The 25,012-nt window shown below is 72.5% G+C and carries 21 protein-coding genes; 6 read left to right on the top strand and 15 right to left on the bottom strand.

The window, feature by feature from the left end:
* Window positions 1-32: 32 nt before the first annotated feature.
* Window positions 33-1,490 carry a DNA repair protein RadA gene (radA, locus tag ACFYPH_RS00800; protein WP_354857467.1) on the top strand — a complete coding sequence of 486 codons (1,458 nt, stop codon included), beginning with the start codon at window positions 33-35 and terminating at the stop codon, window positions 1,488-1,490.
* A gap of 131 nt (window positions 1,491-1,621) precedes the next feature.
* Window positions 1,622-2,803, top strand: a complete 1,182-nt coding sequence (gene disA / locus ACFYPH_RS00795; RefSeq protein ID WP_354857469.1) for a DNA integrity scanning diadenylate cyclase DisA — start codon at window positions 1,622-1,624, stop codon at window positions 2,801-2,803.
* 6 nt (window positions 2,804-2,809) lie between these two features.
* On the opposite strand, the gene ACFYPH_RS00790 is transcribed toward disA, so the two are convergent.
* From ACFYPH_RS00790 to ACFYPH_RS00780, 3 genes are all read right to left on the bottom strand, one after another.
* Entirely contained in the window at window positions 2,810-3,553 is a 744-nt protein-coding gene (locus ACFYPH_RS00790) for a hypothetical protein (protein ID WP_387177940.1), read from the bottom strand.
* 118 nt (window positions 3,554-3,671) lie between these two features.
* Window positions 3,672-4,268 carry a peptide deformylase gene (locus ACFYPH_RS00785; protein ID WP_387177937.1) on the bottom strand — a complete coding sequence of 199 codons (597 nt, stop codon included), beginning with the start codon at window positions 4,266-4,268 and terminating at the stop codon, window positions 3,672-3,674.
* A complete protein-coding gene (locus ACFYPH_RS00780) occupies window positions 4,265-4,777 on the bottom strand; it encodes an ACT domain-containing protein (RefSeq protein ID WP_354857473.1) in 513 nt (170 codons plus the stop codon). Before ACFYPH_RS00780 ends, ACFYPH_RS00785 begins: the two co-directional genes overlap by 4 nt.
* A gap of 96 nt (window positions 4,778-4,873) precedes the next feature.
* On the opposite strand from ACFYPH_RS00780, the gene ACFYPH_RS00775 reads away from it, so the two are divergent.
* Entirely contained in the window at window positions 4,874-5,785 is a 912-nt protein-coding gene (locus ACFYPH_RS00775) for an A/G-specific adenine glycosylase (RefSeq protein ID WP_354857475.1), read from the top strand.
* 247 nt (window positions 5,786-6,032) lie between these two features.
* Here ACFYPH_RS00775 and ACFYPH_RS00770 read toward each other — a convergent pair whose 3' ends face one another.
* From ACFYPH_RS00770 to lysS, 3 genes are all read right to left on the bottom strand, one after another.
* The gene (locus tag ACFYPH_RS00770; RefSeq protein ID WP_354861611.1) at window positions 6,033-8,576 is read right to left on the bottom strand and encodes an ATP-dependent Clp protease ATP-binding subunit; all 2,544 of its coding nucleotides are present in this window, start codon (window positions 8,574-8,576) and stop codon (window positions 6,033-6,035) included.
* Window positions 8,577-9,101: 525 nt separating this feature from the next.
* The gene (locus tag ACFYPH_RS00765) at window positions 9,102-9,446 is read right to left on the bottom strand and encodes an Lsr2 family protein (RefSeq protein ID WP_007466057.1); all 345 of its coding nucleotides are present in this window, start codon (window positions 9,444-9,446) and stop codon (window positions 9,102-9,104) included.
* Between the two features lie 112 nt (window positions 9,447-9,558).
* On the bottom strand, window positions 9,559-11,067 hold the full coding sequence (gene lysS / locus ACFYPH_RS00760; protein WP_387177932.1) for a lysine--tRNA ligase: 1,509 nt from the start codon (window positions 11,065-11,067) through the stop codon (window positions 9,559-9,561).
* A gap of 90 nt (window positions 11,068-11,157) precedes the next feature.
* Here lysS and ACFYPH_RS00755 point away from each other — a divergent pair, with 90 nt between their 5' ends.
* Window positions 11,158-11,898 (top strand): class I SAM-dependent methyltransferase, encoded by a 741-nt coding sequence (locus ACFYPH_RS00755; protein WP_363938590.1) that lies wholly within the window; start codon window positions 11,158-11,160, stop codon window positions 11,896-11,898.
* Between the two features lie 38 nt (window positions 11,899-11,936).
* On the opposite strand, the gene ACFYPH_RS00750 is transcribed toward ACFYPH_RS00755, so the two are convergent.
* From ACFYPH_RS00750 to ACFYPH_RS00720, 7 genes are all read right to left on the bottom strand, one after another.
* Window positions 11,937-12,695 (bottom strand): type III pantothenate kinase, encoded by a 759-nt coding sequence (locus ACFYPH_RS00750; RefSeq protein WP_234587497.1) that lies wholly within the window; start codon window positions 12,693-12,695, stop codon window positions 11,937-11,939.
* A 17-nt stretch (window positions 12,696-12,712) separates the two neighbouring features.
* Window positions 12,713-13,609, bottom strand: a complete 897-nt coding sequence (gene nadC / locus ACFYPH_RS00745; RefSeq protein ID WP_355064962.1) for a carboxylating nicotinate-nucleotide diphosphorylase — start codon at window positions 13,607-13,609, stop codon at window positions 12,713-12,715.
* The gene (locus ACFYPH_RS00740; protein WP_387177927.1) at window positions 13,606-15,300 is read right to left on the bottom strand and encodes an L-aspartate oxidase; all 1,695 of its coding nucleotides are present in this window, start codon (window positions 15,298-15,300) and stop codon (window positions 13,606-13,608) included. Before ACFYPH_RS00740 ends, nadC begins: the two co-directional genes overlap by 4 nt.
* Before the next feature lie 108 nt (window positions 15,301-15,408).
* Window positions 15,409-16,305, bottom strand: a complete 897-nt coding sequence (locus tag ACFYPH_RS00735; RefSeq protein ID WP_387177925.1) for a septum formation family protein — start codon at window positions 16,303-16,305, stop codon at window positions 15,409-15,411.
* A 96-nt stretch (window positions 16,306-16,401) separates the two neighbouring features.
* A complete protein-coding gene (gene panD, locus ACFYPH_RS00730) occupies window positions 16,402-16,830 on the bottom strand; it encodes an aspartate 1-decarboxylase (protein WP_355064958.1) in 429 nt (142 codons plus the stop codon).
* A gap of 44 nt (window positions 16,831-16,874) precedes the next feature.
* Window positions 16,875-17,723: a pantoate--beta-alanine ligase gene (gene panC / locus ACFYPH_RS00725; RefSeq protein WP_354861599.1), complete on the bottom strand. Its 849-nt coding sequence runs from the start codon at window positions 17,721-17,723 to the stop codon at window positions 16,875-16,877.
* Window positions 17,720-18,694 (bottom strand): Rossmann-like and DUF2520 domain-containing protein, encoded by a 975-nt coding sequence (locus tag ACFYPH_RS00720; protein WP_387177921.1) that lies wholly within the window; start codon window positions 18,692-18,694, stop codon window positions 17,720-17,722. Before ACFYPH_RS00720 ends, panC begins: the two co-directional genes overlap by 4 nt.
* Before the next feature lie 307 nt (window positions 18,695-19,001).
* On the opposite strand from ACFYPH_RS00720, the gene ACFYPH_RS00715 reads away from it, so the two are divergent.
* On the top strand, window positions 19,002-20,357 hold the full coding sequence (locus ACFYPH_RS00715) for an SAM-dependent methyltransferase (RefSeq protein WP_387179288.1): 1,356 nt from the start codon (window positions 19,002-19,004) through the stop codon (window positions 20,355-20,357).
* Here the strand turns inward: ACFYPH_RS00715 and ACFYPH_RS00710 are convergent.
* On the bottom strand, window positions 20,324-21,781 hold the full coding sequence (locus ACFYPH_RS00710) for a M16 family metallopeptidase (protein ID WP_387177918.1): 1,458 nt from the start codon (window positions 21,779-21,781) through the stop codon (window positions 20,324-20,326). The genes ACFYPH_RS00715 and ACFYPH_RS00710 overlap by 34 nt on opposite strands.
* A gap of 104 nt (window positions 21,782-21,885) precedes the next feature.
* On the opposite strand from ACFYPH_RS00710, the gene ACFYPH_RS00705 reads away from it, so the two are divergent.
* Window positions 21,886-23,073 (top strand): NADH-quinone oxidoreductase subunit D, encoded by a 1,188-nt coding sequence (locus ACFYPH_RS00705; RefSeq protein WP_387179285.1) that lies wholly within the window; start codon window positions 21,886-21,888, stop codon window positions 23,071-23,073.
* 4 nt (window positions 23,074-23,077) lie between these two features.
* Here ACFYPH_RS00705 and ACFYPH_RS00700 read toward each other — a convergent pair whose 3' ends face one another.
* Window positions 23,078-24,937: a hypothetical protein gene (locus ACFYPH_RS00700; protein WP_387177915.1), complete on the bottom strand. Its 1,860-nt coding sequence runs from the start codon at window positions 24,935-24,937 to the stop codon at window positions 23,078-23,080.
* Window positions 24,938-25,012 lie beyond the last annotated feature (75 nt).

The following is a 25,012-nucleotide window of genomic DNA, read 5'->3' as shown; positions in this document are numbered from 1 at the left end:
TTTTCGTCGTACGAGAGGGCTAGCGTCCTGATGTGACCACCTCCCGATCGACCTCTGGCCGTGCCGGCACGGCCGGTGCCGCCCGCGGCCGGTCCGCCACCCGCGAGCCGCGTCCGGCGTACGAGTGCGACGCCTGCGGGCACCAGCCGCCCAAGTGGGTGGGTCGCTGCCCGGAGTGCGGCGAGTGGGGCTCGGTGGTCGAGTCCACGGTGACCGGCCCGACCGTCTCCGGTCGGGTGGTGAGCTCACGGCTGCCGGCCGAGCCGGCCCGGCCGATCGCCACCATCAGCGCCGCTCCGGCCCGCGCCCGGCCCACCGGCGTGAGTGAGCTCGACCGGGTGCTCGGCGGTGGGCTGGTGCCCGGGGCGGTGGTGCTGCTCGCCGGCGAGCCCGGCGTGGGCAAGTCGACCCTGCTGCTCGATGTGGCGCAGCAGTGGGCGGTGGGCGCCGGCAGCCCTTCCCTGGTGGTCAGCGGGGAAGAGTCGGTCAGCCAGGTCCGGCTGCGTGCCGAGCGGATGGGCACCCTGCACGACCAGCTCTACCTGGCGGCCGAGAGCGACCTGGCCTCGGTGCTCGGGCACCTCGACGCGGTCAAGCCCGGCCTGCTGGTGCTCGACTCGGTGCAGACCATCTCGACCACCGGCACCGAGGGCGTGCCCGGTGGCGTGACGCAGGTACGCGCGGTCACCGCCGCGCTGGTCTCGGTCGCCAAGGAGCGGGGCATCGCCACCGTGCTGGTCGGCCACGTCACCAAGGACGGCCAGGTGGCCGGGCCCCGGGTGCTGGAGCACCTGGTCGACGTGGTGCTGCACTTCGAGGGCGACAAGCACTCCTCGCTGCGGCTGGTCCGCGGCGTCAAGAACCGGTTCGGCGCGGCCGACGAGGTCGGCTGCTTCGAGATGCACGAGGGCGGCATCAGCAGCCTGGCCGATCCGTCCGGGCTGTTCCTCACCCGCTACTCGGAACCCGTGCCCGGCACCTGCGTGACCGTGGCCATGGAGGGACGGCGGGCCCTCGTCACCGAGGTGCAGGCCCTGATCGGCGCGACGGTTGCCGGCTCACCCCGTCGTACGGTCTCCGGCCTCGACTCCGCGCGCCTGGCGATGGTGCTCGCGGTCCTGCAACGGCGCACCGAGCGGTTGACCCTGCACGATCGCGAGGTCTTCGCGGCCACCGTCGGCGGCATCCGGGTGGTGGAGCCGGCGGCCGACCTGGCCGTCGCGCTGGCGGTCGCCTCCGGCGGGCTCAACCTGGCGATCGCACCGCACCTCGTGGCGATCGGTGAGGTGGGGTTGACCGGCGAGGTGCGCCGGGTCGGAGCGGTGCCGCGCCGGCTGGCCGAGGCGGCCCGCCTGGGGTTCAAGGTGGCGTTGGTCCCGCCGGGCTGTGGCCCGGCCAGCACGGGCGCCGGGCCCGACGGGATGCGGGTGACCGAGGTCACTGACGTCCGCTCGGCGCTGCACCATGCGGCCCGCGCGTCCGCCGAGTGACCCAGCGTGCCGACGCGGGCGGCGATACCGGACAGCATCGGCACAAGTGGAAACGGTTGGAAGGGCGGCATCGTGACACATCACAGTAACCACGACAGCACCCACCGCACGGCAGTCCGTAGACTGTGCCCGTGCCGATCGACCGCGATACCACCAAGCCTGCCGGCGCGCCGCCCCAGGCCCGCACCGGCGCCGTGGGCTCGCCAGCCCGCCCGATCAGCGTGAGCGTGACCACCGCTGCCGGGAGCGCCGGCGATCCGCTGCGGGCGAACCTCGCCCTGATGGCACCCGGCACCGCGCTGCGGGACGGGTTGGAGCGCATCCTGCGGGGGCGCACCGGCGCGCTCATCGTGCTCGGCTACGACAAGGTCGTCGAGGGTCTCTGCACCGGCGGCTTCCCGCTGGACGTCGAGTTCTCCGCGACCCGGGTCCGGGAGCTGTGCAAGATGGACGGGGCCGTGGTGCTCTCCAGCGACGGCACCCGCATCGTCCGGGCGGCCGTGCACCTGATGCCCGACCCGTCCATCCCGACGGAGGAGTCGGGCACCCGGCACCGCACCGCCGAGCGGGTCGCCCGGCAGACCGGTTACCCGGTGATCTCGGTCAGCCAGTCGATGCGGATCATCAGCCTCTACGTCAACGGCCAGCGGCACGTGCTGGACGACTCGGCGGCGATCCTGTCCCGGGCCAACCAGGCGCTGGCCACCCTGGAGCGGTACAAGCTGCGGCTGGACGAGGTCTCCGGCACGCTCTCCGCGCTCGAGATCGAGGATCTGGTCACCGTGCGGGACGCGGTGGCCGTGGTGCAGCGGCTGGAGATGGTCCGCCGGATCGCCGACGAGATCGCCGGTTACGTCGTCGAACTGGGCACCGACGGGCGGCTGCTCGCCCTCCAGCTCGACGAGCTGATGGCCGGCGTCGACGCCGACCGCACCCTGGTCATCCGGGACTACCTCCCGGTCGGCCGCAAGTCCCGCACGCTGGACGAGGCGCTGGTCGAGCTGGACCTGCTCGGCGCCACCGAGCTGATCGACCTGGTGTCGGTTGCCAAGGCCATCGGCTACCCGGCCGCATCGGACGCGCTGGACGCCGCCGTCAGCCCGCGTGGCTTCCGACTGCTGGCCAAGGTGCCGCGCCTGCCGGTGGCCGTGGTCGACCGCCTGGTGCTGCACTTCGGCAGCCTCCAGCGGCTGCTGGGCGCGACGGTGGAGGACCTGCAGGCCGTCGAGGGCGTGGGCGACGCCCGGGCTCGGGGCGTCCGGGAGGGCCTGTCCCGGCTCGCCGAGGCGTCCATCCTGGAGCGGTACGTCTGACCCGGCTCAGCCGGTGATGGTGATCTTCACGGGTGCGCTGTACTTGGTGCCGACCCGCGCGAACACCTGATACGTCCCGGCCGGAGGGAAGGGGCCGGCGGCCAGCCCGGCGCCATCGCAGCGGGTGGCGTCCCGCCCGTTCCAGCCCACCTGGTAGGAGCGCTCGAACCCGGGCGTGAAGGACTGCACATCCGAGCCCTGGACCTTGCCGCAGGTGTCCGAGGACCACACCTTCTCGGCACCGGCCTTGATGAAGATCTCCTGCAGGTCGGCGCCGACGTTGCGGCTGCACGTCCGCTCCGAGGTGTTCTTGATCTTCAGTTGCAGGTCGACCACCGCGCCGCGCTGTACCGAGGTGGGCCGCGCCACCGAGGTCACGCTGATCTCCGCGTCGGTGCAGGTGCCGTCGTCGACCGACCCGGCCGAGCCCAGCGACGGGTCGTTGCTGGTGGTCTCGGGGCTCGGGTCCGTGGCGTTCGGACCGGCCGACCGGTCCGCATTCGGATCGGCGGACCCGGACGCCGACGGCGCCCCGGTCTGCGGGCTCAACACCGGACCACCCGGCCCGGGACTCGCCGTGGACGTCGGAGTCGACGTCGGGCTCGCCCCCGCATTCGGTCGAGCGCCGGAGCGGCCCGAGCCGGTGCAGGAGTAAAGCAGGACAATCAGGAAGAGAAGCCCCGCTCCGAGTACGACGGCGCGACGCCGCCAGTACACGGCGGGTGGCAGGGGGCCGACCGTCAGACGCATGATGCCCCCCACCGTAGCCGCGCGGCGCCCACCCGCACGTCACGACGCGCCGGAGCGCCACCGGCGCAGCGCGGCGAAACTCCACTGAGGACGGACGCGCCGACCTTCCGCCACCCGCTCAGAGGTAGACCTTGCGCTGGTAGACGGCGTGCGCGCCGGCCACCCGATCCAGGAAGAGCAACCCCGCGCAGTGGTCGATCTCGTGCTGCAACGCCCGCGCCTCGAAGCCGTCCGTCACCAACCGGACCGCCGCGCCGGTGCCCGGCAGGTCACCCTCCACCACCAGCCGACTGGCCCGCTTCACATCCCCGGTCAGGTCCGGCACCGACATGCAGCCCTCCCGACCCGGCTTCCAGCGGGTCGCCTCGACCACCCGGGCGTTGCAGAGCACGAAGGTGCCGTGCACGGTGACCGCCTTCGGATGCCCGGTCACGTCGACGGCGAAGACCCGGGCAGGCACACCGACCTGCGGCGCCGCCAACCCCACGCAGCCCGGCGAGACCCGCATCGTGGCGACCAGGTCGGCGGCCAGCCGGACCGTCTCCTCGGCCGTCGGATCGACATCGTCCCCGGCCCGGCTCAACACCGGATGCGGGGCCGAGACGACGGCCCGCACCTCGCCCGCCACCGCCAGCGACTCCGGCGTCCAGTCCCCCAGACCGGCGTACGCCTCGACGTCCCGGCCGGCGTCCGGCCCGCCCCGCCCGTCGCTCACAGCAGATCCGGGTCGGCCGGCCGGAGGGTGACCTCGACCCCCAACTCGGCGGCCGTCCGGTGCAGCCGTGCGGTCACCGCCTCGGCGACCCCTGCCGGCAACTCGACCTCGGCCAACACCACGTAGAGCGAACCCGCCAACCGGGTGCTCAGGTCGGTCACGTTTCCGCCGGCGTCCACCAGCACCCGGGTCATCGCCGCGACGATGCCCATCCGGTCCGACCCGTGCACCGCCAGCACGTACGGCTCGCCGGCCGGGGCCACCTCACCGTCGGGCGTGACCGCGCGTACGGTCGCCAGCAGTTGACCCTCGGCGGCCAGCGGCGCCAGCGCCGCCTCCACCCCGGCGGCGTCCGGGCCGGTGCAGATGAGGGTCATCGCGAAATGCCCCCGCAGCCGGGTCATCGTGCTGTCGGTGAGGTTCGCGCCCAGTCGGGCCAGCACCTCGGCGACGTCGGCCACGATGCCCGGCCGGTCCCGACCGATGACGGTGATCGCGAGCTCGTTCATCCGCGCATTCTGCCCGATCCGCCCACCGCCACCGCGACACCCCGCCCGAGCCGCCCATCCAGCGGGACCGGACCGCGTGACATCATCGACGTCGCCATGACTCAACCCGATTTCGCCACCCTGGTCAGCCGGTGGTTCCAGCAGCACGCCCGTGACCTGCCGTGGCGGGAACCCGGGGTCAGCCCGTGGGCCATCCTGGTCAGCGAGGTCATGCTCCAGCAGACCCCGGTCGTCCGGGTGGTGCCGGCCTGGCACGCCTGGCTGGCCCGCTGGCCCGACCCGGCCGCGCTGGCGGCCGACACCCCGGCCGAGGCGATCCGGATGTGGGGGCGTCTCGGCTATCCCCGCCGGGCGGTCCGACTGCGGGAGTGCGCGGTCGCGATCGTGGACCGGCACGGTGGTCAGGTGCCGGACCGGCTGGAGCAGTTGCTGGCGCTGCCCGGCGTGGGCACCTACACGGCGCGTGCGGTGGCCGCCTTCGCGTACGGGCAGCGGCATCCGGTGGTCGACACCAACGTACGGCGGGTGGTCTGTCGCGCCGTGGCCGGTGAACCGGACGCCGGACCGGTCACCCGACCCGCCGACCTGGTCGCCACCGAGGAACTGCTGCCGGCGGAGCCCGCCGCCGCGGCACTGGCCAGCGCCGCGTTCATGGAGCTGGGGGCGGTGCTCTGCACGGCCCGGTCACCACGCTGCACGGCCTGCCCGGTCGAGTCGGTCTGCGCCTGGCGGGCCTCCGGGCAGGAGCCGGCAACCGGCCCGACCCGCCGTCCCCAGCGGTACGCGGGCACCGACCGGCAGGTACGCGGACTGCTGCTCGGGGTGCTCCGGGAGACCACCGGGCCGGTCCCGCACCAGCGCCTCGACCAGGTCTGGACCGACGACGTGCAGCGCGCGCGGGCGTTGGCCGGCCTCGTACAGGACGGGCTGGTGGAACCGGTCGGCACCGACTCGTTCCGGCTCGCCGGCGATGGCCCGTCCGCACCAACCGCCGACCTGAACGCCTGACACCCCTTCGAACCGGCCGCCGGTTCGAAGGGGTGCTCCCGTCACCTTTGCTCTGCTTCAACCCACGCAACACTCGGTGTCCGGATAACGGACACGAGGTGTTGCGTCCGCTGAAGCAGAGCAAAGCCTGCGACACAGAGATGCCTGCCTGTCGTCCGGCACCTAGCGGACCAGTGCCCCCGACGACGAAAAGGCGGGGCCCCGGTGGCTTGCGCCACCGGGGCCCCGCCCCTTGCTGCTGGTCGTGCTACTCGTCGGCACTCGCCGCGGCGGTGCCGGCGGCGGTGCCACCGAGGTCGGCGGGGACGGCGTCCGGAACCTCGACCGGCTTGTCCGCACCGTGGAACACGAGCTTGGACTTGTCGATGTCGTTCGGGTCGCCCTCGCAGTCCACCACGACGATCTGACCGGGGGTCAGCTCGTTGAAGAGGATCCGCTCGGAGAGGTTGTCCTCGATGTCGCGCTGAATCGTGCGACGAAGCGGACGGGCACCAAGCACCGGGTCGAAGCCCTTCGCCGCCAGGTACTTCTTGGCGTTGTCGGTCAGCTCCAGACCCATGTCCTTGTTGCGCAGCTGCGACTCGATCCGCTGGATCATGATGTCCACGATCGAGAGGATCTCGGTCTGGCGCAGCTGGTGGAAGACGATGGTGTCGTCGATCCGGTTGAGGAACTCAGGCCGGAAGTGCTGCTTGAGCTCGTCGTTGACCTTCTGCTTCATCCGGTCGTAGTTGGACTCGGAGTCCTCCGACGCCTGGAAGCCCAGCGACACCGCCTTGGCCACGTCGCGGGTGCCCAGGTTGGTGGTCAGGATGATGACCGTGTTCTTGAAGTCCACGATCCGGCCCTGACCGTCGGTGAGCCGACCGTCCTCCAGAATCTGCAGGAGCGTGTTGAACACGTCCGGGTGGGCCTTCTCGATCTCGTCGAAGAGGACCACCGAGAACGGCCGACGCCGCACCTTCTCGGTCAGCTGCCCGCCCTCGTCGTAGCCGACGTAGCCGGGAGGAGCACCCACGAGGCGGGACACCGTGTACCGGTCGTGGAACTCGGACATGTCCAGCTGGATGAGGGCGTCCTCGCTGCCGAAGAGGAACTCGGCGAGCGCCTTGGACAGCTCGGTCTTACCGACACCGGACGGGCCGGCGAAGATGAACGAGCCCGACGGGCGCTTCGGGTCCTTCAGGCCGGCCCGGGTACGCCGGATCGCCTTCGAGACCGCCTTGACCGCGTCCTCCTGGCCGATGACGCGCTTGTGCAGCTCGTCCTCCATGCGCAGCAGGCGCGAGGTCTCCTCCTCGGTCAGCTTGTAGACCGGGATGCCGGTCCAGTTGCCGAGCACCTCGGCGATCTGCTCGTCGTCAACCTCGCTGACGACGTCCAGGTCACCGGCCTTCCACTCCTTCTCCCGCTGAGCCTTCTGGCCGAGGAGCTGCTTCTCCTTGTCGCGCAGCTGGGCGGCGCGCTCGAAGTCCTGCGCGTCGATCGCGGACTCCTTGTCGCGACGCACCTGGGCGATGCGCTCGTCGAAGTCACGCAGGTCTGGCGGCGCGGTCATCCGGCGGATCCGCATCCGGGCACCGGCCTCGTCGATCAGGTCGATCGCCTTGTCCGGCAGGAAGCGGTCGGAGATGTACCGGTCGGCCAGCGTCGCCGCAGCCACCAGAGCGGCGTCGGTGATGCTCACCCGGTGGTGCGCCTCGTACCGGTCGCGCAGGCCCTTGAGGATCTCGATGGTGTGCGCCAGCGACGGCTCACCCACCTGGATCGGCTGGAACCGGCGCTCGAGAGCGGCGTCCTTCTCCAGGTGCTTGCGGTACTCGTCCAGGGTGGTGGCACCGATGGTCTGCAGCTCACCACGGGCCAGCATCGGCTTGAGGATGCTCGCGGCGTCGATCGCGCCCTCGGCGGCACCCGCACCCACCAGGGTGTGGATCTCGTCGATGAACAGGATGATGTCGCCGCGGGTGCGGATCTCCTTGAGCACCTTCTTGAGGCGCTCCTCGAAGTCACCGCGGTAGCGGGAACCGGCGACCAGCGCACCGAGGTCGAGCGTGTAGAGCTGCTTGTCCTTGAGAGTCTCGGGCACCTCGCCCTTGATGATCTTCTGGGAAAGCCCCTCCACCACGGCGGTCTTACCGACGCCGGGCTCACCGATCAGGACCGGGTTGTTCTTGGTACGGCGGGAGAGCACCTGCATGACCCGCTCGATTTCCTTCTCGCGCCCGATGACCGGGTCGAGCTTGCCCTCACGGGCGGCCTGGGTCAGGTTGCGGCCGAACTGGTCCAGCACGAGGCTGGTCGACGGCGCGGCCTCACCCGGCGCGGCACCCGCCGCGGCGGGCTCCTTGCCCTGGTAGCCGGAGAGCAGCTGGATCACCTGCTGGCGGACCCGGTTGAGGTCGGCGCCGAGCTTGACCAGCACCTGGGCGGCGACGCCCTCACCCTCGCGGATCAGCCCGAGCAGGATGTGCTCCGTGCCGATGTAGTTGTGGCCGAGCTGCAGCGCCTCGCGCAGCGACAGCTCCAGCACCTTCTTGGCCCGCGGCGTGAACGGGATGTGCCCGCTCGGCGCCTGCTGGCCCTGGCCGATGATCTCCTCGACCTGCTGGCGGACGCCCTCCAGGGAGATGCCGAGGCTCTCCAGGGCCTTTGCCGCGACGCCTTCACCTTCGTGGATCAGGCCCAGCAGGATGTGTTCCGTACCGATGTAGTTGTGGTTGAGCATCCGGGCCTCTTCTTGGGCCAGGACGACAACCCGTCGCGCTCGGTCGGTGAACCGCTCGAACATGCCCTCGTGCTCCTCACGTGCCGTGCGCCTTGATGGTCTAGATCTCGGCGGGGCCGGTGCACGAACGTCCAGGACGGGCGTCCGTGCCTCCTTACTCTATCGTCGCTGACCGACTCGGCTGAGGTCGTGTCTCTCCGGTCTGGGTCAGTTCCACGTCGTTTTGCACAACCGTCCGCGCTCAGGAGGTGTTCCGGTACCCCTGGCGCTACGCGCAGAGCGAAATCCGACCGACCCCACGGAAGGCTCCGCAGGGCCCGGGGAGGGTCTCTGACGGCCTCCAGGGGCGGATCGCAGAAAGCGAGCGCCGATCTGGCAGCCTGCGGACTGGCCGGACCCGACCCTTTCGGGAAGTTGTCCACAGGTTGTGGATAGTTACTCCACTGCCTGTGGACAACGCCGGTCGGCCCGGGAAACATTCCGACCGGCCCGTCCGGGCGCGGATACGGCGACGCCGGCCCGGAGAATGCTCCGGCCCGGCGTCGGTGTCGCCCTGCGGTGGCGGCTGCCACCGGTCAGCTGAACGGATCAGCGCTTGGCGTGGTACTCGTCGACGATCTCCTGCGGGATACGGCCCCGGTCCGAGATGTCCTTGCCGGCCTTCTTGGCCCACTCCCGGATCGCCTTGTTCTGCTCCCGGTCGGCGGTGGCGCCACCGCGACCGCGGGCGGCGCGCCCACCGATCACCACGCCACCGCGACCCACCTTGGTGCCGGCACCGACGTACGGCGCGAATACGTCGCGCAATTTCGCGGCGTTGGCGCCGGACAGGTCGATCTCATACTGAACACCGTCGAGCGCGAACTTGACGGTCTCGTCAGCGTCCCCACCGTCCAGGTCATCGACCAGCTTGTGAATGATCTGCTTGGCCACGTCCCACATTCCTTTCGAGCAGGGCGCTCCTGCTAACGAGAGCACAATAACCCCCGTGCTGCTCGCCCCGTCAATAGGATGCCGTTACGACTCGCTGGGAGTCGGCGGACGACTACTCCGGGCGGACCAACGGGAAGAGGATCGTTTCCCGAATTCCGAGGCCGGTCAGGGCCATCAACAGCCGGTCGATTCCCATTCCCATACCCCCGGCCGGTGGCATTCCGTACTCCATGGCCCGGAGAAAGTCCTCGTCGAGACGCATCGCCTCGTCGTCGCCGCGGGCGGCCAGCTGCGCCTGGGCCACCAGCCGTTCCCGCTGCACCACCGGGTCGACCAGCTCGGAGTACGCGGTGCCCAGCTCGAAGCCGAGAACGTAGAGGTCCCACTTTTCGGCCAGCCCCGGCTCGCTGCGGTGCGCCCGGGTGAGCGGGCTGGTCTCCTCCGGGTAGTCGCGTACGAACGTGGGCGCCTGCAGGCCGGGGACGACGAGTTCCTCGAACAGTTCCTCGGCGAGCTTGCCCGGGCCCCACTTCGGGTCCACGGCCAATCCCACCTTGTCCGCGTACTCCACCAGCCGGGAACGTTCGGTGCGGACCGTGACCTCCTCGCCGAGTGCCTCGGAAAGGACCCCGAACAGGGTCACCGATCGCCACTCGCCGCCCAGGTCGAACTCCCGCCCGTCGGCATGGCTCACCACCGTCGAGCCGCTGACCGCGATCGCCGCCTGTTGCACGAGATTGCGGGTCAACTCGGCCATCGTGTCGTAGTCGCCGTACGCCTGGTACGTCTCCAGCATCGCGAACTCCGGTGAGTGCGAGGAGTCGACGCCCTCATTACGGAAGTTGCGGTTGATCTCGAAGACGCGGTCCACACCACCAACGACCGCGCGCTTCAGAAACAGTTCCGGAGCGATTCGCAGATACAGATCGGTGCTCAACGCATTGCTGTGGGTCACGAAAGGTCGGGCCGCCGCGCCACCGTGCAGGAGTTGCAGCATCGGAGTTTCCACCTCGATGAAGCCCTGGCCGTGCAGTGAATCGCGCAGGCTACGCACCGCCGCCGCCCGGGTGCGGACCATCTGCCGGGCCTGCGGCCGGACGATCAGATCGACGTAGCGCTGCCGGACCCGAGCCTCCTCGGAGAGCGGCTTGTGGGCCACCGGCAGCGGCCGCAGGGCCTTGGCGGTCATCTCCCACCGCTGCGCGAGCACGGACAGCTCGCCCCGGCGGCTGGTGATCACCTCACCGGTCACGCCGACGTGGTCGCCCAGGTCGATGAGGCGCTTCCAGGCCTCCAGCCGCTCCGGACCGACCCGGTCCAGGGAGAGCATGGCCTGCAACTCGGTGCCGTCGCCGTCGCGCAGGGTGGCGAAGCAGAGCTTGCCGGTGTTGCGTACGAAGATCACCCGGCCGGTGACCGAGACCTCGTCGCCGGTGGCGGTGTCGGTGGGCAGATCCGCGTACTTCGCGCGGATCTCGGCGAGCGTGCTGGTCCGGGGGAAACCGAACGGGTACGGCTCCACACCCTCGGCGAGCATCCGGTCCCGCTTCTCCCGGCGGACCTTCATCTGCTCGGGAAGGTCGTCGGCGGGGTCAACTGGCACGGCGGTCTGCTCGGTCACGGCACGCTTCCTCAACGAAGGATTGTCGGCGGGGTCAGGCCCGAGCGTACTCAAGCCCTCAGGGGGTCGTTACCGGATAACCTGCCCGCCATGGCGGATCACACTCAGGCCCTCTCGTTCGGGGCGGCGGCGGCCGACTACGACCGGTTTCGACCCCGCTATCCGGTGGCAGCCGTGCGGTGGGCGCTCGACGGGCTGGGCGATTCCGCCCAGGTTGTCGACCTGGGCGCCGGCACCGGCATTCTCACCCGGGGAGTGCTCGCCCTCGACCACCAGGTGACCCCGGTGGAGCCGGACCCCAAGATGCGCGCCCAACTGGACGCCGCCACCCCCGGCGTCACCGCGCTGGCCGGCGGCGCCGAGTCGGTGCCGCTGCCCGACGGGGTCGCGGACGCCGTGGTGGTGGGGCAGGCGTACCACTGGTTCGACCGGGAGCGGGCGCACGCCGAGATCGCGCGGGTGCTCCGGCCGGGTGGGACGTTCGCCCCGATCTGGAACATGCGGGACGAGCGGGTCGCATGGGTGGCCGAGCTGGGTCGGATCGCCCACCTCGGTGACAACGCCGGCGACGTCGTCGGACGGTACGAGGACTTCGGCTCCGCGTTCACACCTGTCGAGCTGGGCGAGTTCACGCACCACACGACGCTCACACCCGACGAGGTGGTCGCGATGCTGCACACCCGTTCGTACTGGCTCACCGCCCCACCCGAGCGGCGCGCGCGCATCGACCGGGAACTGCGCGACCTGTTCGCGGGCCATCCCGAGCTGGCCGGGCGGGAAACCGTCGAGCTGCCGTACCGCACGATCGTGCTGCGGGCCCGGCGGCGCTGAAGGCCCGCACGGAGGCCGGCCTCGACGGCGGCCGGCGTTCACAGGTTGCGGTCGTAGACCATCCGCAGGCCGATCAGCGTGATCATCGGCTCGTGGTGGGTGATGGTGCTGCACTCGTTGATCACCAGGGAGGCGAGACCGCCGGTGGCGATCACCGCCTTCACCTCGCCCAACTCCTCGGTCATCCGCTCGACGATCCGGTCCACCTGCCCGGCGAACCCGAAGTAGAGACCGGCCTGGAGGCACTCCACGGTGTTCTTGCCGATCACCGAGCGGGGCTTGGTGGCCTCGACCTTGCGCAGCTGGGCCGCGCGGGCGGCCAGCGCGTCGAAGGAGATCTCGATGCCCGGGGCGAACGCCCCACCCAGGAACTCGCCCCGACCGCTGATCACGTCGAAGTTGGTGGTGGTGCCGAAGTCCACCACGATCGACGGCCCGCCGTAGAGGGTGAACGCGGCCAGCGTGTTCACCACCCGGTCGGCGCCCACCTCCTTCGGATTGTCGATCGCCAGCTGCACCCCGGTCCGCACGCCCGGCTCGACGATCACGCTCGGCAGGTCCGCGTAGTAGCGGCCGAGCATGGTCCGCAGCGACCGCAGCGCGGCCGGCACCGTGGAGCAGGCGGCCACGCCGGTGATCTCGACGTTGTCCCCGGCGAGCAGACCCCGGAACATCAGGCCCAACTCGTCCGCCGTCGAGCGGGCATCGGTCTTGATCCGCCAGGAGTGCACCAGCTTGTCGCCGTCGAAGGTCGCCAGCACGGTGTTGGTGTTTCCGATGTCGATGCAGAGCAGCACGCACGCAGCCTAGACAACTACTCCGTACGCAGGTCCAGCGCGATGTCCAGGATCGGCGACGAGTGGGTCAACGCGCCCACCGAGAGGAAGTCGACGCCGGTGGCCGCGTACCGGCCCGCCACCTCCAGGGTCAGACCGCCGGTCGCCTCCAGCTCCGCCCGGTCGCCCACCGCGGTCACCGCCTCGGCCAACACCTCCGGGGTCATGTTGTCGCAGAGCAGGAAGTCGGCGCCCGCCTCCACCGCCTCCACCGCCTCGGCGACAGTGGTCACCTCGACCTGCACCGGGACCTCCGGAAACGCCTCCCGGACCCGCCGGTACGCCGCCGTGATGCCTCCGGCCGCCAGCTTGTGGTTGTCCTTGATCATGGCCACGTCGTAGAGGCCCATCCGCTTGTTGGTGCCTCCGCCGGCTCGCACCGCGTACTTCTCCAGCGCCCGCAGGCCCGGCGTCGTCTTGCGGGTGTCCAGCACCATCGCCTTCGTGCCGGCCAGGGCGTCCGCCCAGGCACGCGTGTGGGTGGCCACCCCGGACATCCGGCAGAGCAGGTTGAGCGCCGTCCGCTCGGCCGTCAGCAGCAGCCGGGTCGGGCCGGTCACCGTCGCCAGCACGTCGCCGCGGGCCACCCGCTCACCGTCGCGGGCCAGCACCGACACCTCGACGGTACGACCGAAGCCGGTCACCTCGCCCACCAGCTCGAACACGGCGGCGGCCACGGCCAGCCCGGCCACCACGCCGTCGGCGCGGGCCACCAGGTCGGCGGTGTCGGTCTGCTCGGCCGGAATGGTCGCCACGCTGGTGACGTCCAGGAAACCCGGCCCCAGATCCTCGACCAGCGCGGTCTCGATCACCCGCCGCACCTGCTCCGGGTCCAGCCCGGTCGCCCGCAACGCCGCCTCTGTCGACCCCGTCATGGCTTCCCCTCCCACTGCTCCGTCACCCGGCCGTGCGCCCCGACCGACCCGACCAGGTGGCCCAGCCACCGTTCGTCGGCCGTCGGGAAGTCCTCCCGCCAGTGGCAACCCCGGGTCTCACCGCGGGCGTACGCCGCCGCGACCAGCGTCGAAGCCACCGTGAGCAGGTTGGTCGCCTCCCAGTCGGCGGTCCGCGGTCGGCCCCGGGCCGCGCCCAGCTCGGTCAGCGTCCCGGCCGTCTCCGCCAGCGTCGCCGCGGACCGGAGCACCCCGGCGCCCCGGGTCATCGCCTGCTGGAGCGTCGGCGTCACCCCGGCCGGCAGGACCCAGCCCGCGCCGCCGCGCCACGCGCCGACGTCCGCCGGTTGGGCCTGCTCGGGCAGGCCGGCCGCGATGTCGTCGGCGATCCGCCGGGAGAACACCAGCCCCTCCAGCAGCGAGTTGCTGGCCAGCCGGTTCGCGCCGTGCACACCCGTGCAGGCGACCTCGCCACAGGCGTACAGGCCGGGGATCGACGTGCGGCCGCGCAGGTCGGTGCGGACGCCACCGGAGGCGTAGTGCGCGGCCGGGGCGACCGGGATCAGATCGGTGGCCGGGTCCACGCCGATCGCCAGGCAGGACGCCACGATGGTCGGGAACCGCCCGGCCAGGAAATCGCCGCCCAGATGGCGGGCGTCGAGAAAGACCTGGTCCGCACCGCTGGCCAGCAGCACCCGGTGGATGCCCTTGGCCACCACGTCCCGGGGGGCCAACTCGGCCAGCTCGTGCTGCCCCACCATGAACCGCTTGCCGTCGGAGTCCACCAGGTACGCGCCCTCGCCGCGCAGCGCCTCGGAGACCAGCGGCTGCTGCGCGTGCCCGGCGCCGGGCACCCCCGCGCCCGGCGGAGTGATCAGGGCGGTCGGGTGGAACTGGACGAACTCCACGTCGGTCACCGCCGCGCCGGCCCGCATCGCCAGCGCCACCCCGTCGCCGGTGGACACCGCCGGGTTGGTGGTGGCCGCGAAGATCTGGCCCATCCCGCCGGTGGCCAGCACCACCGCCCGGGCCAGCAGCGCGCCGACGCCGTCCTCGCTGCCCTCACCGAGCACGTGCAGGGTGATCCCGCAGGCCGGACCCAGCCCGTCCGGGCCGTCGCCGGGCGCCCGCAGCAGGTCCAGCACCAGGGCGTGCTCGACCAGCCGGATCCACGGGTCGCGCTGCACGGCGGCGTGCAGGGCGCGCTGCACCTCGGCGCCGGTCGCGTCCCCGCCCGCGTGCACGATCCGGTCCGCGCGGTGCCCACCCTCGCGGGTCAGCATCAACGAACCGTCGGGGTGGCGATCGAACTCGGCGCCGATCCGCATCAGCTCCCGCAGCCGGGTCGGCCCCTCCTCGACGAGCACCCGGACAGCCGCCGGGTCGCAGAGCCCCACTCCGGCGATCTCGGTGTCCCGGGCGTGCGCCGCCGGAGTGTCCGTCGGGTCGAGCACGGCGGCGATGCCGCCCTGCGCCCACCGGGTCGAGCCGTCGTCAATGTTGACCTTGGTGACGACCGTGACATGCAGGCCCGCCTCGCGCAGGTGCAACGCAGCGGTCAACCCCGCCACCCCGGAGCCCACCACGATCACGTCGGTGGTCTCCACCCAGCCGGGCTCGGGCGCGGCCAGCAGTCTGGGCAGGGCCGGCAGGTCGACCGTCGGAACGTCCATCCCACCAGTCAACCCGAACGATCCTCGCCGAGGGAGGCGGGGGCTCAACGAGTGGTTTGGGCTACCACGTCCGGCGCGGACCGCGCCGCGCCGAGCGGTCGGCCGCGGTCACTTCGTCCGCACCGGCAGGCCGGCCGGGCCCGCGCCCTTCAACGACGCGCTCACCGTACGGTCGCTCAGCCACAGGTAACAGCGGACCCCCCGGTCACCGACCCGCCAACGCCCCGCACCGGGCGGGCGCACCACCACGCCGCTGCGGAACCGCAGGTCGGAGTCGTCCGGTACACCGACATAGCGGCCGAGGACGGTGCGGCAGCCGGTGTAGAGCGGCGCCCAGTCGGCATCCTTGGCCGGGTACGGCTTGTCCGGCGCACGCCACACCCCGACGAACTCGGCGTCGTGCCGACCGCCGCACTCCACCGGGACCAGCGTCTGCACGCCCCGGCCCGCCCCGGCGCGGGTCTGCTGGCAGCCCAACCGCAGCCCGGAGGCCCCCTTCAACGCGTCCCGCAGGCTGCCCGACCGGACCACCACCGTGGCCGCCGCCTCGACAGTCGTCAGCTCGGTCAGGTCGCACCGGTACCAGCGGGAACCGGCTGCCCAGCCCGGCCCGGAGGGCAGCGCCACCGACAGCCGCAGTCGCCCGGCCCGCCAGTCGTCGCCCACGTACGCCGAGGACCTCGTGTCGCACTCCGTGAACGCGCCGCGCAGCTCCACCGACCCGTTGGCCGGGGCGGCAGCCCGCTGGGCCGGGAACGCCCCCACGTGCACGGTCTCCACCCGGTGCGGGCCGGCGCAGTCCATGGGTTGGTAGGCGGCCAGCGTGACCACCTCGACGAAGTCGGCGGCCTGGCACATCCCGACGGCCGGCGTGAACGCCGTGGCCGGTGGCGGCGCCGCCCAGTCGTCGGTCAGGTCGCCGTCCAGACCACCGGACCCGGCGCAGCCGACCAGCAACACTGCCGTGACGGCAGTGGCGAACAGGGTCGTCATGGCACGGCGCATCGCGGCCTCCCCCAGCCACCTACCGGCTTCCGCCAGCGTGCCCAGGGTAACCGCAAATGACCTTCCGGTGACAGACCGGAATCGGCTCGCGCGAGATCAGACTCCGGACACGGCGAACGGGTTGGGCATCGGGTCGCCGGCCGTGCCCGGGGCCGCCACCGCCGGGTTCGCCCCCAGCTCGACGACCCGGTTGTCGGTGTCGACGTGCACCACCCGCGGCCGGTACGACCGGGCCTCGGCGTCGTCCATCTGCCCGTACGAGATCAGGATGACCAGGTCACCGGGGTGTACGAGGTGCGCGGCGGCGCCGTTGATGCCGATCACGCCGCTGCCCCGCTCGCCCGGGATGACGTACGTCTCCAGCCGGGCGCCGTTGGTGATGTCCACGATCGCGACCTGCTCGCCGGGGAGCAGATCGGCGGCGTCGAGCAGGTCCTCGTCCACCGTCACCGAGCCGACGTAGTGCAGGTCGGCCTGGGTCACCGTGGCCCGGTGGATCTTCGACTTGAGCATGGTCCGCAGCATCGGGCTCGCCTTTCGCGAAAAGAGTGGTGGTGGGTGCGGCCGGGTCAGGGACGAGGGGCGAGGTGGATCGCCGCGTTGTCGATCAACCGGGTTGCGCCGACCCAGGCGGCGATCACCAGCCGGGCCGGCCCGGACACCGGCCCCGGCTCCAGCTCGGGGTCGGTGAGCACCAGGTAGTCGAGCTGAGCGCCGGGCGTACCGGCGCCGAACGCGGCGTGCGCGGCGGACAGCACCTCCCCCGCGTCCAGGCCGTCGTCGGCGGCCCGGGCCCCGGCCCGCAGCGCGGCGGACAGGCTCAGCGCCGCCGCCCGCTCGGGCTCGCTCAGGTAACGGTTGCGGCTGGACAGCGCCAACCCGTCCGGCTCCCGAACGGTCGGTACGCCGATCACCTCGACCGGGACGTCCAGGTCCCGGGCCATCCGCCGCACCAGGGTGAGCTGCTGATAGTCCTTCTCGCCGAAGAAGGCCAGGTCGGGACGGGTGAGTTGGAGCAGCTTCAGGACCACGGTGAGCACGCCGTGGAAGAAGCCGGGGCGGCTCGCGCCCTCCAGCTCCCCGCCGAGCGGACCCGGGTCGAGGCGCACCCGGGGCTGGCCGTCCGGATACATGTCGGCCACCGACGGCGCGAAGACGAGGTCGGCGCCGGCCCGCCGGCACACCTCCAGGTCGGCGTCGAGGGTGCGCGGATAGCGGTCGAAGTCCTCGTTCGGCCCGAACTGCAGCGGGTTCACGAAGATCGTCACCAGCACGTGGTCGGCCTGGTCCCGGGCCGCGCGCAGCAGCGTCTCGTGCCCGGAGTGCAGGGCGCCCATGGTCATCACCACGCCGACGGTGCCCTTCAACGCGGCCCGGGCCTCGGCCAACTCGGCGCGCGTGTGGACAAGCTGCGTCATGCCGCCACCTCCCGGCTCGTCCCGGCGAGCACACCGAGCAGCGGCTGGGCGTCCACCGGGCGCAGACGGCCGGCGGCGATCGCCCGGTCGGCGGTACGCCGGGCCAGCGCCAGGTACGCGGGGACCGACTCCGGCGCGGTGGCGGCCAGCCGGGCCAGGTGCCGCTCGACCGTGCCCGCGTCGCCCCGGGAGACCGGACCGGTCAGCGCGTCGTCGCCGAGGCGTAGCGCGTTCTCCAGGGCGGCCCGCAGCAGTGGGGCGAGCACCTTCTCCGGGCGAGCCACGCCGGCGTCCCGCAGCCGGTCGGTCGCCTCGTTCACCAGGGTCACCAGGTGGTTCGCGCCGTGCGCGAGCGCGGCGTGGTACAGCGGGCGGTCCGCCTCGGCCACCCACTCGGGCACGCCACCGAGGTCGGTGACCAGCCGGGCGGCCAGCGGGCGCAGGTCCGCCAGGGCGGTCACTCCGTACGAGATGCCGGCCAGCCGGGGCAGATCGTCCGGCGTACCGGTGAAGGTCATGGCGGGGTGCAGGGCCAGCGGCAGGGCGCCGACCGCGGCGGCCGGCGCCAGCACGGCGAGACCGTGCGCGCCCGAGGTGTGCGCGACCACCTGGCCCGGGTGCAGGGCACCCCGGTCGGCGAGGTCGGCGATCACTCCGGCCAGCGCGTCGTCCGGCACCGCGATCAGCAGCAGGTCGGCGGCGGCGCGGGCGACGGAGGTGACCGGGCGGCGGGGCACCTCGGGCAGCAGCAGGGCGAGCCGCGCGCGGCTGGTACCGGAGTTACCGGCGACAGCCACCACCCGGTGGCCGGCGGCGGCGAGCGCGGCGCCCAGGACGGCACCGACCCGACCGGCGCCGACGACGCCGACCGTGAGCAGACGGGAGGTGGCGCGGGCGCCGGTGTCGGCGCGATCCCACGACCCGGCGGGCCCACGTGGGGCGGCCGGGCGCGGGCGCAGCGGTGCGCTCATGGCAACGATCCAGTCCTCGAGAAGGGGTACCGGTCGATCGCAAGTATGCGCCCGGCTCGCCGAACCGGGACAAGCATGTGTGAAAACCTTCACCACCACCGGCCCCGTGTGCAGATCTTGGACAGTTTCCGTTAGCAGCTAACGGAAACTGTCCAAGATCTGCTGACCCGAGCCCGAAGGGCGACGGTGACCGCGGCCACCCGCGGACCGCGCGACGGGGATCGGGAGTCGCCACCGGACCGGTGGCCGTAGGGTCGGCACGGTGACGTCTCCTGCGCTCCGAACGCCGATCCCGTGGCGGGACGCGATGAGCCAGGCCCTCTACGGGCCGGACGGCTTCTTCGTGGCCGGCGCCGGGCCGGCCGGCCACTTCCGGACCAGCGTGCACGCCTCCCCCGCCTTCGCCGCCGCGCTCCTGCGCCTTGTCGCGGAGGTGGACTCTGCCCTCGGCCATCCATCACGGCTGGACGTGGTCGACGTTGGGGCTGGGCGGGGGGAACTGCTGCTGGCCCTGCGCCGCCTTCTCGCGTCTGAAGATGCCGTCGGGCTCGCGGTGGGGGTTTCCGGGGAGCCCGCCCACTCTGGCAGGGTTGCGGTGGGGGTTTCGGGGGAGCCCACCCACTCCGGGCGGTCAGGCTTGATCCCTGCGTGGGCGGGCTCCCCCGAAACCCTGACTCCAACGACCGCCGTCCGTCAGTCACCCGGCGAGCGGTCGTCGATCACCGCCCGTTCGCTGGCGGAACGGGTGCGGTTCACCGCTGTCGAGTTGGCGCCCCGACCCGACGACCTCCCAGAGGAGATCCACTGGACCGCCGAGATCCCCGGTGAGATCACGGGGGTGCTGCTGGCTACCGAGTGGTTGGACAACGTGCCGTTGGACGTGGCACTGCACACCACCGGTGGCTGGCGGTATGTACTTGTCGAACCCGAGAGCGGTGTGGAGACGATAGGCGGGCCAGTCGACCCTGCTGATCTTGATTGGCTGACCACCTGGTGGCCCGGTCCCGCGAGCCCGCGCGGTGCGGACCGTGCCGTGACCGGTGGTTCAACCTCGACTGATGCGACTGGCGGAAGCGAGTCGGGTCTCCGGGCAGCCCGGCCGGCGCAGGGATCAATCCTGACCGCCCGGAGCCGGCCGGGCTGCCCGGAGACCCCCCAACGCGACCAACCGAACCCCCACAGCAACCGGGCAGAAATAGGAAGGCCGAGGGACGAAGCCTGGGCACACGCGGTGGGCAGGATCAGCCGAGGGCTGGCGGTGGCGGTCGACTACGGACACCTGCGTGAGGGTCGGCCGGTGGACGGGACGTTGACCGGGTATCGGGGTGGGCGGCAGGTGCCTCCGGTGCCGGACGGGTCGAGTGATGTGACCGCACACGTGGCAATGGACTCGGTCGCCTCCGCCGGCGCGGCGGTCGCCCGGTGTGCGTACTCCCTGGTCTCGCAGGCCGAGGCGCTGCGGGCGCTCGGGGCCGACGGTGGACGACCGCCGCTCAGCCTGGCCGGCACCGACCCGGTCGGCTACGTGCGGGCGCTGGCCGCCGCGTCGGCGGTGGCCGAGCTGACCGACCCGGCCGGGCTCGGCGGGCACTGGTGGCTGCGCCAACCGGTCGGCATCGCCGACGTCGTTCAGTCCAGCCCGACGAGTTCCGAGCGCCGGTAACGCAGGGAGGCCGGGACCGCCGCGTCGACCGCGCGGACCGCCCGCTCGGCGCCGCGGAACATGTCCGGATCGACCAGGACGTGGCAGCCGTTGCGGCCGAAGACGGTACGCGCGGCGCCGTCCTCCTCGACACCGACCACCTCGTCGAAGCGGACCAGGTGCACGTCGCCGTCCGGGTCGCGGAGCGCGACCCCGTCGTCGGTGAGGATCAGCCGGAGGCCGCGCGCCTCACGGGCGAGCACCTTCGCCAGCATCGGCGGGTGGAACACCCGACCTTCGGGCTGCTCGGGAAGACGAGGACAGCCGCCCTCGGTCAGCCCGGGGAGCGAGAGGGTCACTCCGCACGGTACGACGAGGTGCGCGCTGGGCAGCGCGGCCTGGAACCGCTCGCGGACATCCTCCGGCGTGACCGCCAGGAACTCGGCCAGCCGCTGCTCGGGAGTGATCTGCGGCAGGCCCAGCAGTTCCCGGAAGCCGGACCTGTGGAGATAAGCCTCGACGGCGCGCGGGTCCTCGATCATCTCGCGGGCGGCGGCGCACTCCTCGGCCAGTTCGGCAGCCGTCGGTCCCTCCGTGGCCAGGCGGTTCAGCTCCTCCCAGAGCAGGGCGGCCACCTGCGGCTCCTGGCCCTCACGGGCGTCCACCGTGACCGTCACCAACTGCTGTCCGTTGCCCAGCAGGACGACGTCACCGCCCACCTCGTAGCTCAGGCCGTGCGTGCGCCGCGCGATCTGCTCCAGCCGCTGAGAGAGCACCTGGGAGCCCAGCGCCATCGCCGCGTCGTCGTCGCCAACCAGGGACACACCCACCGACGGCACGAGGTGCTCACACCAGATCGGTTCGGCGGTCGCCACGGGCGTCGGCGCGAGATGATCCGGTCGAGGCCCGGCCGGCAGCGGCAGCCGCAGGCCCTCCGGCGGTGGGCCGGTGAGCAGCAGCACCGCGTTGCCGGCCACGAACCAACGTGCGGCGTACTCGCGGATCTGTTCCGGCGTCAGCCGGTCGTAGCCCGGACCGGTCCACGGCGCGAGCCCTGCGCCCTGCACGCCGAGCCGCTGGGTGAGCAGCGCGGCCGTCGTCGGATCGGTGCAGTGGCCACCCTCCGCGGCCAGCACACCCGCCTCCTTCTCGAGACGGTCGAGCGGAAGGGCCCGGAGACCGTCGCAGACGGCGGCGAGGAAGGCCACGATCTGCTCCGGCCGGCCGGTCGCCGTGAACTCGGTGACGTGCAGGTCCACCGAGGCGTTGTGCTCGTGATGCAGGCGGGGCAGGGTGCTCATCACCAGGTGCTCGATCAGGTGGGTGACCCCGATGGTGCGGAACGTCTCGTCCCGCGCGCCGCAGCCGAACAGCAGGGTGGCGCTCAGCGGCGCCGGCCCCTGCTTCCACCGAACCGGCACTCCGTCGATCTCCGTCCGCTCCATGGATCGGGATGCTACGGCGGGGGTCCGACGACCACATGAGCCGATTGGCCGACCCGGTGGCGCTGAGCGGTCGCCGTGACCCGGGGCACCGTCGCCGTGGCACGATGACGGGCATGACCACCGACGCCGGGGCCCTCCGTGAACTGACCGTCGGCACCGGGGCCGGTCTGGTCGCCGGCACCGGCGATCAGCAGCTCGGCACCGACATGGTGCTCAACATCGGCCCGCAGCATCCCTCCACGCACGGCGTGCTGCGCCTGAAGCTGGTGCTCGACGGCGAACGGGTCATCGCCTGCGAACCGATCGTCGGCTACATGCACCGAGGCGCGGAGAAGCTCTTCGAGGTGCGCGACTACCGGCAGATCATCGTGCTGGCCAACCGGCACGACTGGCTCTCGGCGTTCTCGAACGAGCTGGGTGTGGTGCTCGCGGTGGAACGCCTGATGGGCATGGAGGTGCCGGAGCGGGCCACCTGGCTGCGGATGGCTCTCGCCGAGCTGAACCGGGTGCTCAACCACCTGATGTTCCTCGGCTCCTACCCGCTGGAGATCGGGGCCATCACGCCGGTCTTCTACGCCTTCCGGGAACGGGAGACCATCCAGGCGGTGATGGAGGAGGTCTCCGGCGGCCGGATCCACTACATGTTCAACCGGGTGGGCGGGCTGAAGGAGGAGGTCCCGTACGGCTGGACCGGGCGGGCCCGCGCGGCGATCGGCGAGGTCCGTCGGCGGCTGCCCGACCTCGACCACCTGATCCGGCGTAACGAGATCTTCCTGGCCCGCACGGTGGGCGTGGGCGTGCTGTCCGCCGCCGACGCCGCCGCGTTCGGCGCGTCCGGGCCGGTGGCCCGAGCCTCCGGACTCGACCTGGACCTGCGCCGCGACGACCCGTATCTGGCGTACGACGAGCTGGACGTGCCGGTGGTGACCAAGAATGCCGGGGACTGCCACGCCCGCTTCGAGGTGCTGCTCGACCAGGTGTACGTCTCGCTGGATCTCGCCGAGCAGTGCCTGGACCGGGTGGACCGGCTGACCGGGCCGATCAACACCCGCCTGCCGAAGGTGCTCAAGGCGCCCGAGGGGCACACGTACGCCTGGACGGAGAACCCGCTCGGCATCAACGGCTACTACCTGGTGTCGCGCGGCGAGAAGACCCCCTGGCGGTTGAAGCTGCGCACCGCCTCGTACGCGAACGTGCAGGCGCTGGCCACCCTGCTTCCGGGCTGCCTCGTTCCGGACCTGATCGCCATCCTCGGCTCGATGTTCTTCGTGGTCGGCGACATCGACAAGTGACGCGTCAGCGCCAGCGGTCGGTGACCGGGGCGCCGCCGGCACGCGGCACGTCGTCCTGCGGCGGGTAGCCGTACCGCTCCTCGACCCGGCGGCGGCCGGCCCGCTCGGGGGCGGGCTCCGGCTCGTGACCGCGCTGGCGCGGCGGGCGCCACTCGTCCGGCACGGGCACGCCGCCGACCGGCAGCGCCGGCCGGCCGCCCGGCTCGGACCGGTGGTACGACTCGCGCTCGTCCTGCCAGCGTGAGTCCTCGTGGCGGCGCGCGTCCTCGTGGCGGCGCGCGTCGTCGTGGCGGCGCGCGTCGTCGTGGCGGCGTGGGTCCTCCTGGCGGACGGACGCCCAGCGGTCCGCCATCCGGTACTCGGTCCCCGTGGCGTCGGCGTGCACCTCGGCCCGGCGCTCTCCGACGTGCAGCTCACGGCCGTTCTCGTCGTCCCGGACGGCCGCCCACCGGTCGCCGGCCCGCAACTGCGACCAGTACTCGCCGGTGTCGTCCGCCCGCAGGGCGGGACCGGGCTGCGGCGCACCGGCGTGGTCGGGCTCGGCCTGCTCCGACCAGCCACGGTCGTCGTGCTGCGATCGGCCGCCCCAGGCGGGCTCGTCGGCCTGGGCGTACACGTCGCGCTGGCCGGTCCACTCCGGCTCGTCGCGGCGAGCCCTCCAGCCCGGCTCCTCGTCGCCGCGGTCGGGCCCGTTCCGGTCGGAGCCCGAGCCGTCCCGTGCGCCCTTCCAACCGGACTCACCCCGGGCGGCGGGCTGCTGACCCCAGGACCGGTCGTCGACGGGCCGAGCGCGGTCGTCGGCAGAGCGGGCCCGGTCGTCGGCTGGGCGGGCACGGTCGTCGGCGTACGTGGACCGGGGGTTCTCCGGCTCGCCCCACGAGCGGTCGGCCGGCCGGGCACGTCCCTCCGTGCCGCCGCCCCGGGTCCATTCCTGGGCCGGCGGGGTCCACTGGCCGGCGTACCCGCCGCCGTAGCGCCCGCCCGGCTCGGCCGGTCCGCCGTCGACGACGGTGTGCCGGGTGGTGACGTGCACGGTCTCGGTGTGCCGGACCACGCCCACCGGCCGGTGCGCCGGCTCCGAGCGGTCGTGCTCACGGGGGCGGTCGTGCTCACGCGGGCGGGGAGCGGCGGCGTATCCGGCCGCGGACCGCTCGGCGCCGTACACACCGCCGGCGGCTGGCTCGGGGGGCGCGTCGGCGGCGGCGCGGTGGCGGTACGCCGGTTCGTCGTCGGCGCGCTCGTCGCGACCCCACCGATCGGCGGCCTCGTCCGGGGCCGGCACCCGAACCCGACCAGCCACCTCGCCCGGACCCGGGCCCCGAACCCGGCCGGCGGCCTCCTCGGGAGCGGGCACCCGGACCCGGGCGACCGGGGCGTCGCCGGGGACCGGTACCCGGCTGCGGGCGGGCGGAGTCTCGTCCACCGGGTCGGCGGCCGGCACCCGCACCCGCCCGGCGCCTGCCGGCTCGGCCAGCGGGGTGGCGCCGGCGAGGGCCGCTCCGGTGGCATCGAGGCGGCGGCGGACCGCCGCGATCCCCTCCTGGGCTCGCTGCGCCTGGTCGAGCGCCTGGTTGCCGCGTTGCGCGGCGGCCACGATCTCGGCGCGCAACTCCCGGCGCAGCTCCTCGATCTCGTCCAGCAGCTCATCGGCCCGACCGTCGTCACCGTCGGGACGCAACGCGATGGAGAGGCCGATCAGGACCACCGCCACGATGGCGAGCACCGCCGCGAAGCGCAGCGGGCCGTTACCGTCAGCGACCAGAAGGATCAGCGCCGCCACCGGGGCCAGGGCCACGCCGCCCCAGAAGAGCACGGTCAGCAACAGCGGTTGACGCCGGGCGTCGGGGGTGACCGGGGCTGGCATGGCTGTGCAGCCTACCGACGATCCCCAGCGGAGGGAACGGGTCCCCGGACGCGCGGACGCCCCCGCCCCGAGATG

This window comes from Micromonospora sp. NPDC005252 (assembly GCF_042872475.1).
Taxonomy (GTDB): domain Bacteria; phylum Actinomycetota; class Actinomycetes; order Mycobacteriales; family Micromonosporaceae; genus Micromonospora.
The sequence above is the reverse complement of the archived record's forward strand: the minus strand, read 5'-3'. Positions and strand labels throughout refer to the sequence as shown.

Excerpts from the sequence above, each read along its gene's own strand:
- ACFYPH_RS00790 (WP_387177940.1), bottom strand. The coding sequence starts at position 3,553 with ATGCGTCTGACGGTCGGCCCCCTGCCACCCGCCGTGTACTGGCGGCGT.
- ACFYPH_RS00780 (WP_354857473.1), bottom strand. The coding sequence starts at position 4,777 with ATGAACGAGCTCGCGATCACCGTCATCGGTCGGGACCGGCCGGGCATC.
- ACFYPH_RS00775 (WP_354857475.1), top strand. The coding sequence starts at position 4,874 with ATGACTCAACCCGATTTCGCCACCCTGGTCAGCCGGTGGTTCCAGCAG.
- ACFYPH_RS00770 (WP_354861611.1), bottom strand. The coding sequence starts at position 8,576 with ATGTTCGAGCGGTTCACCGACCGAGCGCGACGGGTTGTCGTCCTGGCC.
- ACFYPH_RS00755 (WP_363938590.1), top strand. The coding sequence starts at position 11,158 with ATGGCGGATCACACTCAGGCCCTCTCGTTCGGGGCGGCGGCGGCCGAC.
- nadC (WP_355064962.1), bottom strand. The coding sequence starts at position 13,609 with ATGACGGGGTCGACAGAGGCGGCGTTGCGGGCGACCGGGCTGGACCCG.
- ACFYPH_RS00740 (WP_387177927.1), bottom strand. The coding sequence starts at position 15,300 with ATGGACGTTCCGACGGTCGACCTGCCGGCCCTGCCCAGACTGCTGGCC.
- ACFYPH_RS00735 (WP_387177925.1), bottom strand. The coding sequence starts at position 16,305 with ATGCGCCGTGCCATGACGACCCTGTTCGCCACTGCCGTCACGGCAGTG.
- panD (WP_355064958.1), bottom strand. The coding sequence starts at position 16,830 with ATGCTGCGGACCATGCTCAAGTCGAAGATCCACCGGGCCACGGTGACC.
- panC (WP_354861599.1), bottom strand. The coding sequence starts at position 17,723 with ATGACGCAGCTTGTCCACACGCGCGCCGAGTTGGCCGAGGCCCGGGCC.
- ACFYPH_RS00720 (WP_387177921.1), bottom strand. The coding sequence starts at position 18,694 with ATGAGCGCACCGCTGCGCCCGCGCCCGGCCGCCCCACGTGGGCCCGCC.
- ACFYPH_RS00715 (WP_387179288.1), top strand. The coding sequence starts at position 19,002 with ATGAGCCAGGCCCTCTACGGGCCGGACGGCTTCTTCGTGGCCGGCGCC.
- ACFYPH_RS00710 (WP_387177918.1), bottom strand. The coding sequence starts at position 21,781 with ATGGAGCGGACGGAGATCGACGGAGTGCCGGTTCGGTGGAAGCAGGGG.
- ACFYPH_RS00705 (WP_387179285.1), top strand. The coding sequence starts at position 21,886 with ATGACGGGCATGACCACCGACGCCGGGGCCCTCCGTGAACTGACCGTC.
- ACFYPH_RS00700 (WP_387177915.1), bottom strand. The coding sequence starts at position 24,937 with ATGCCAGCCCCGGTCACCCCCGACGCCCGGCGTCAACCGCTGTTGCTG.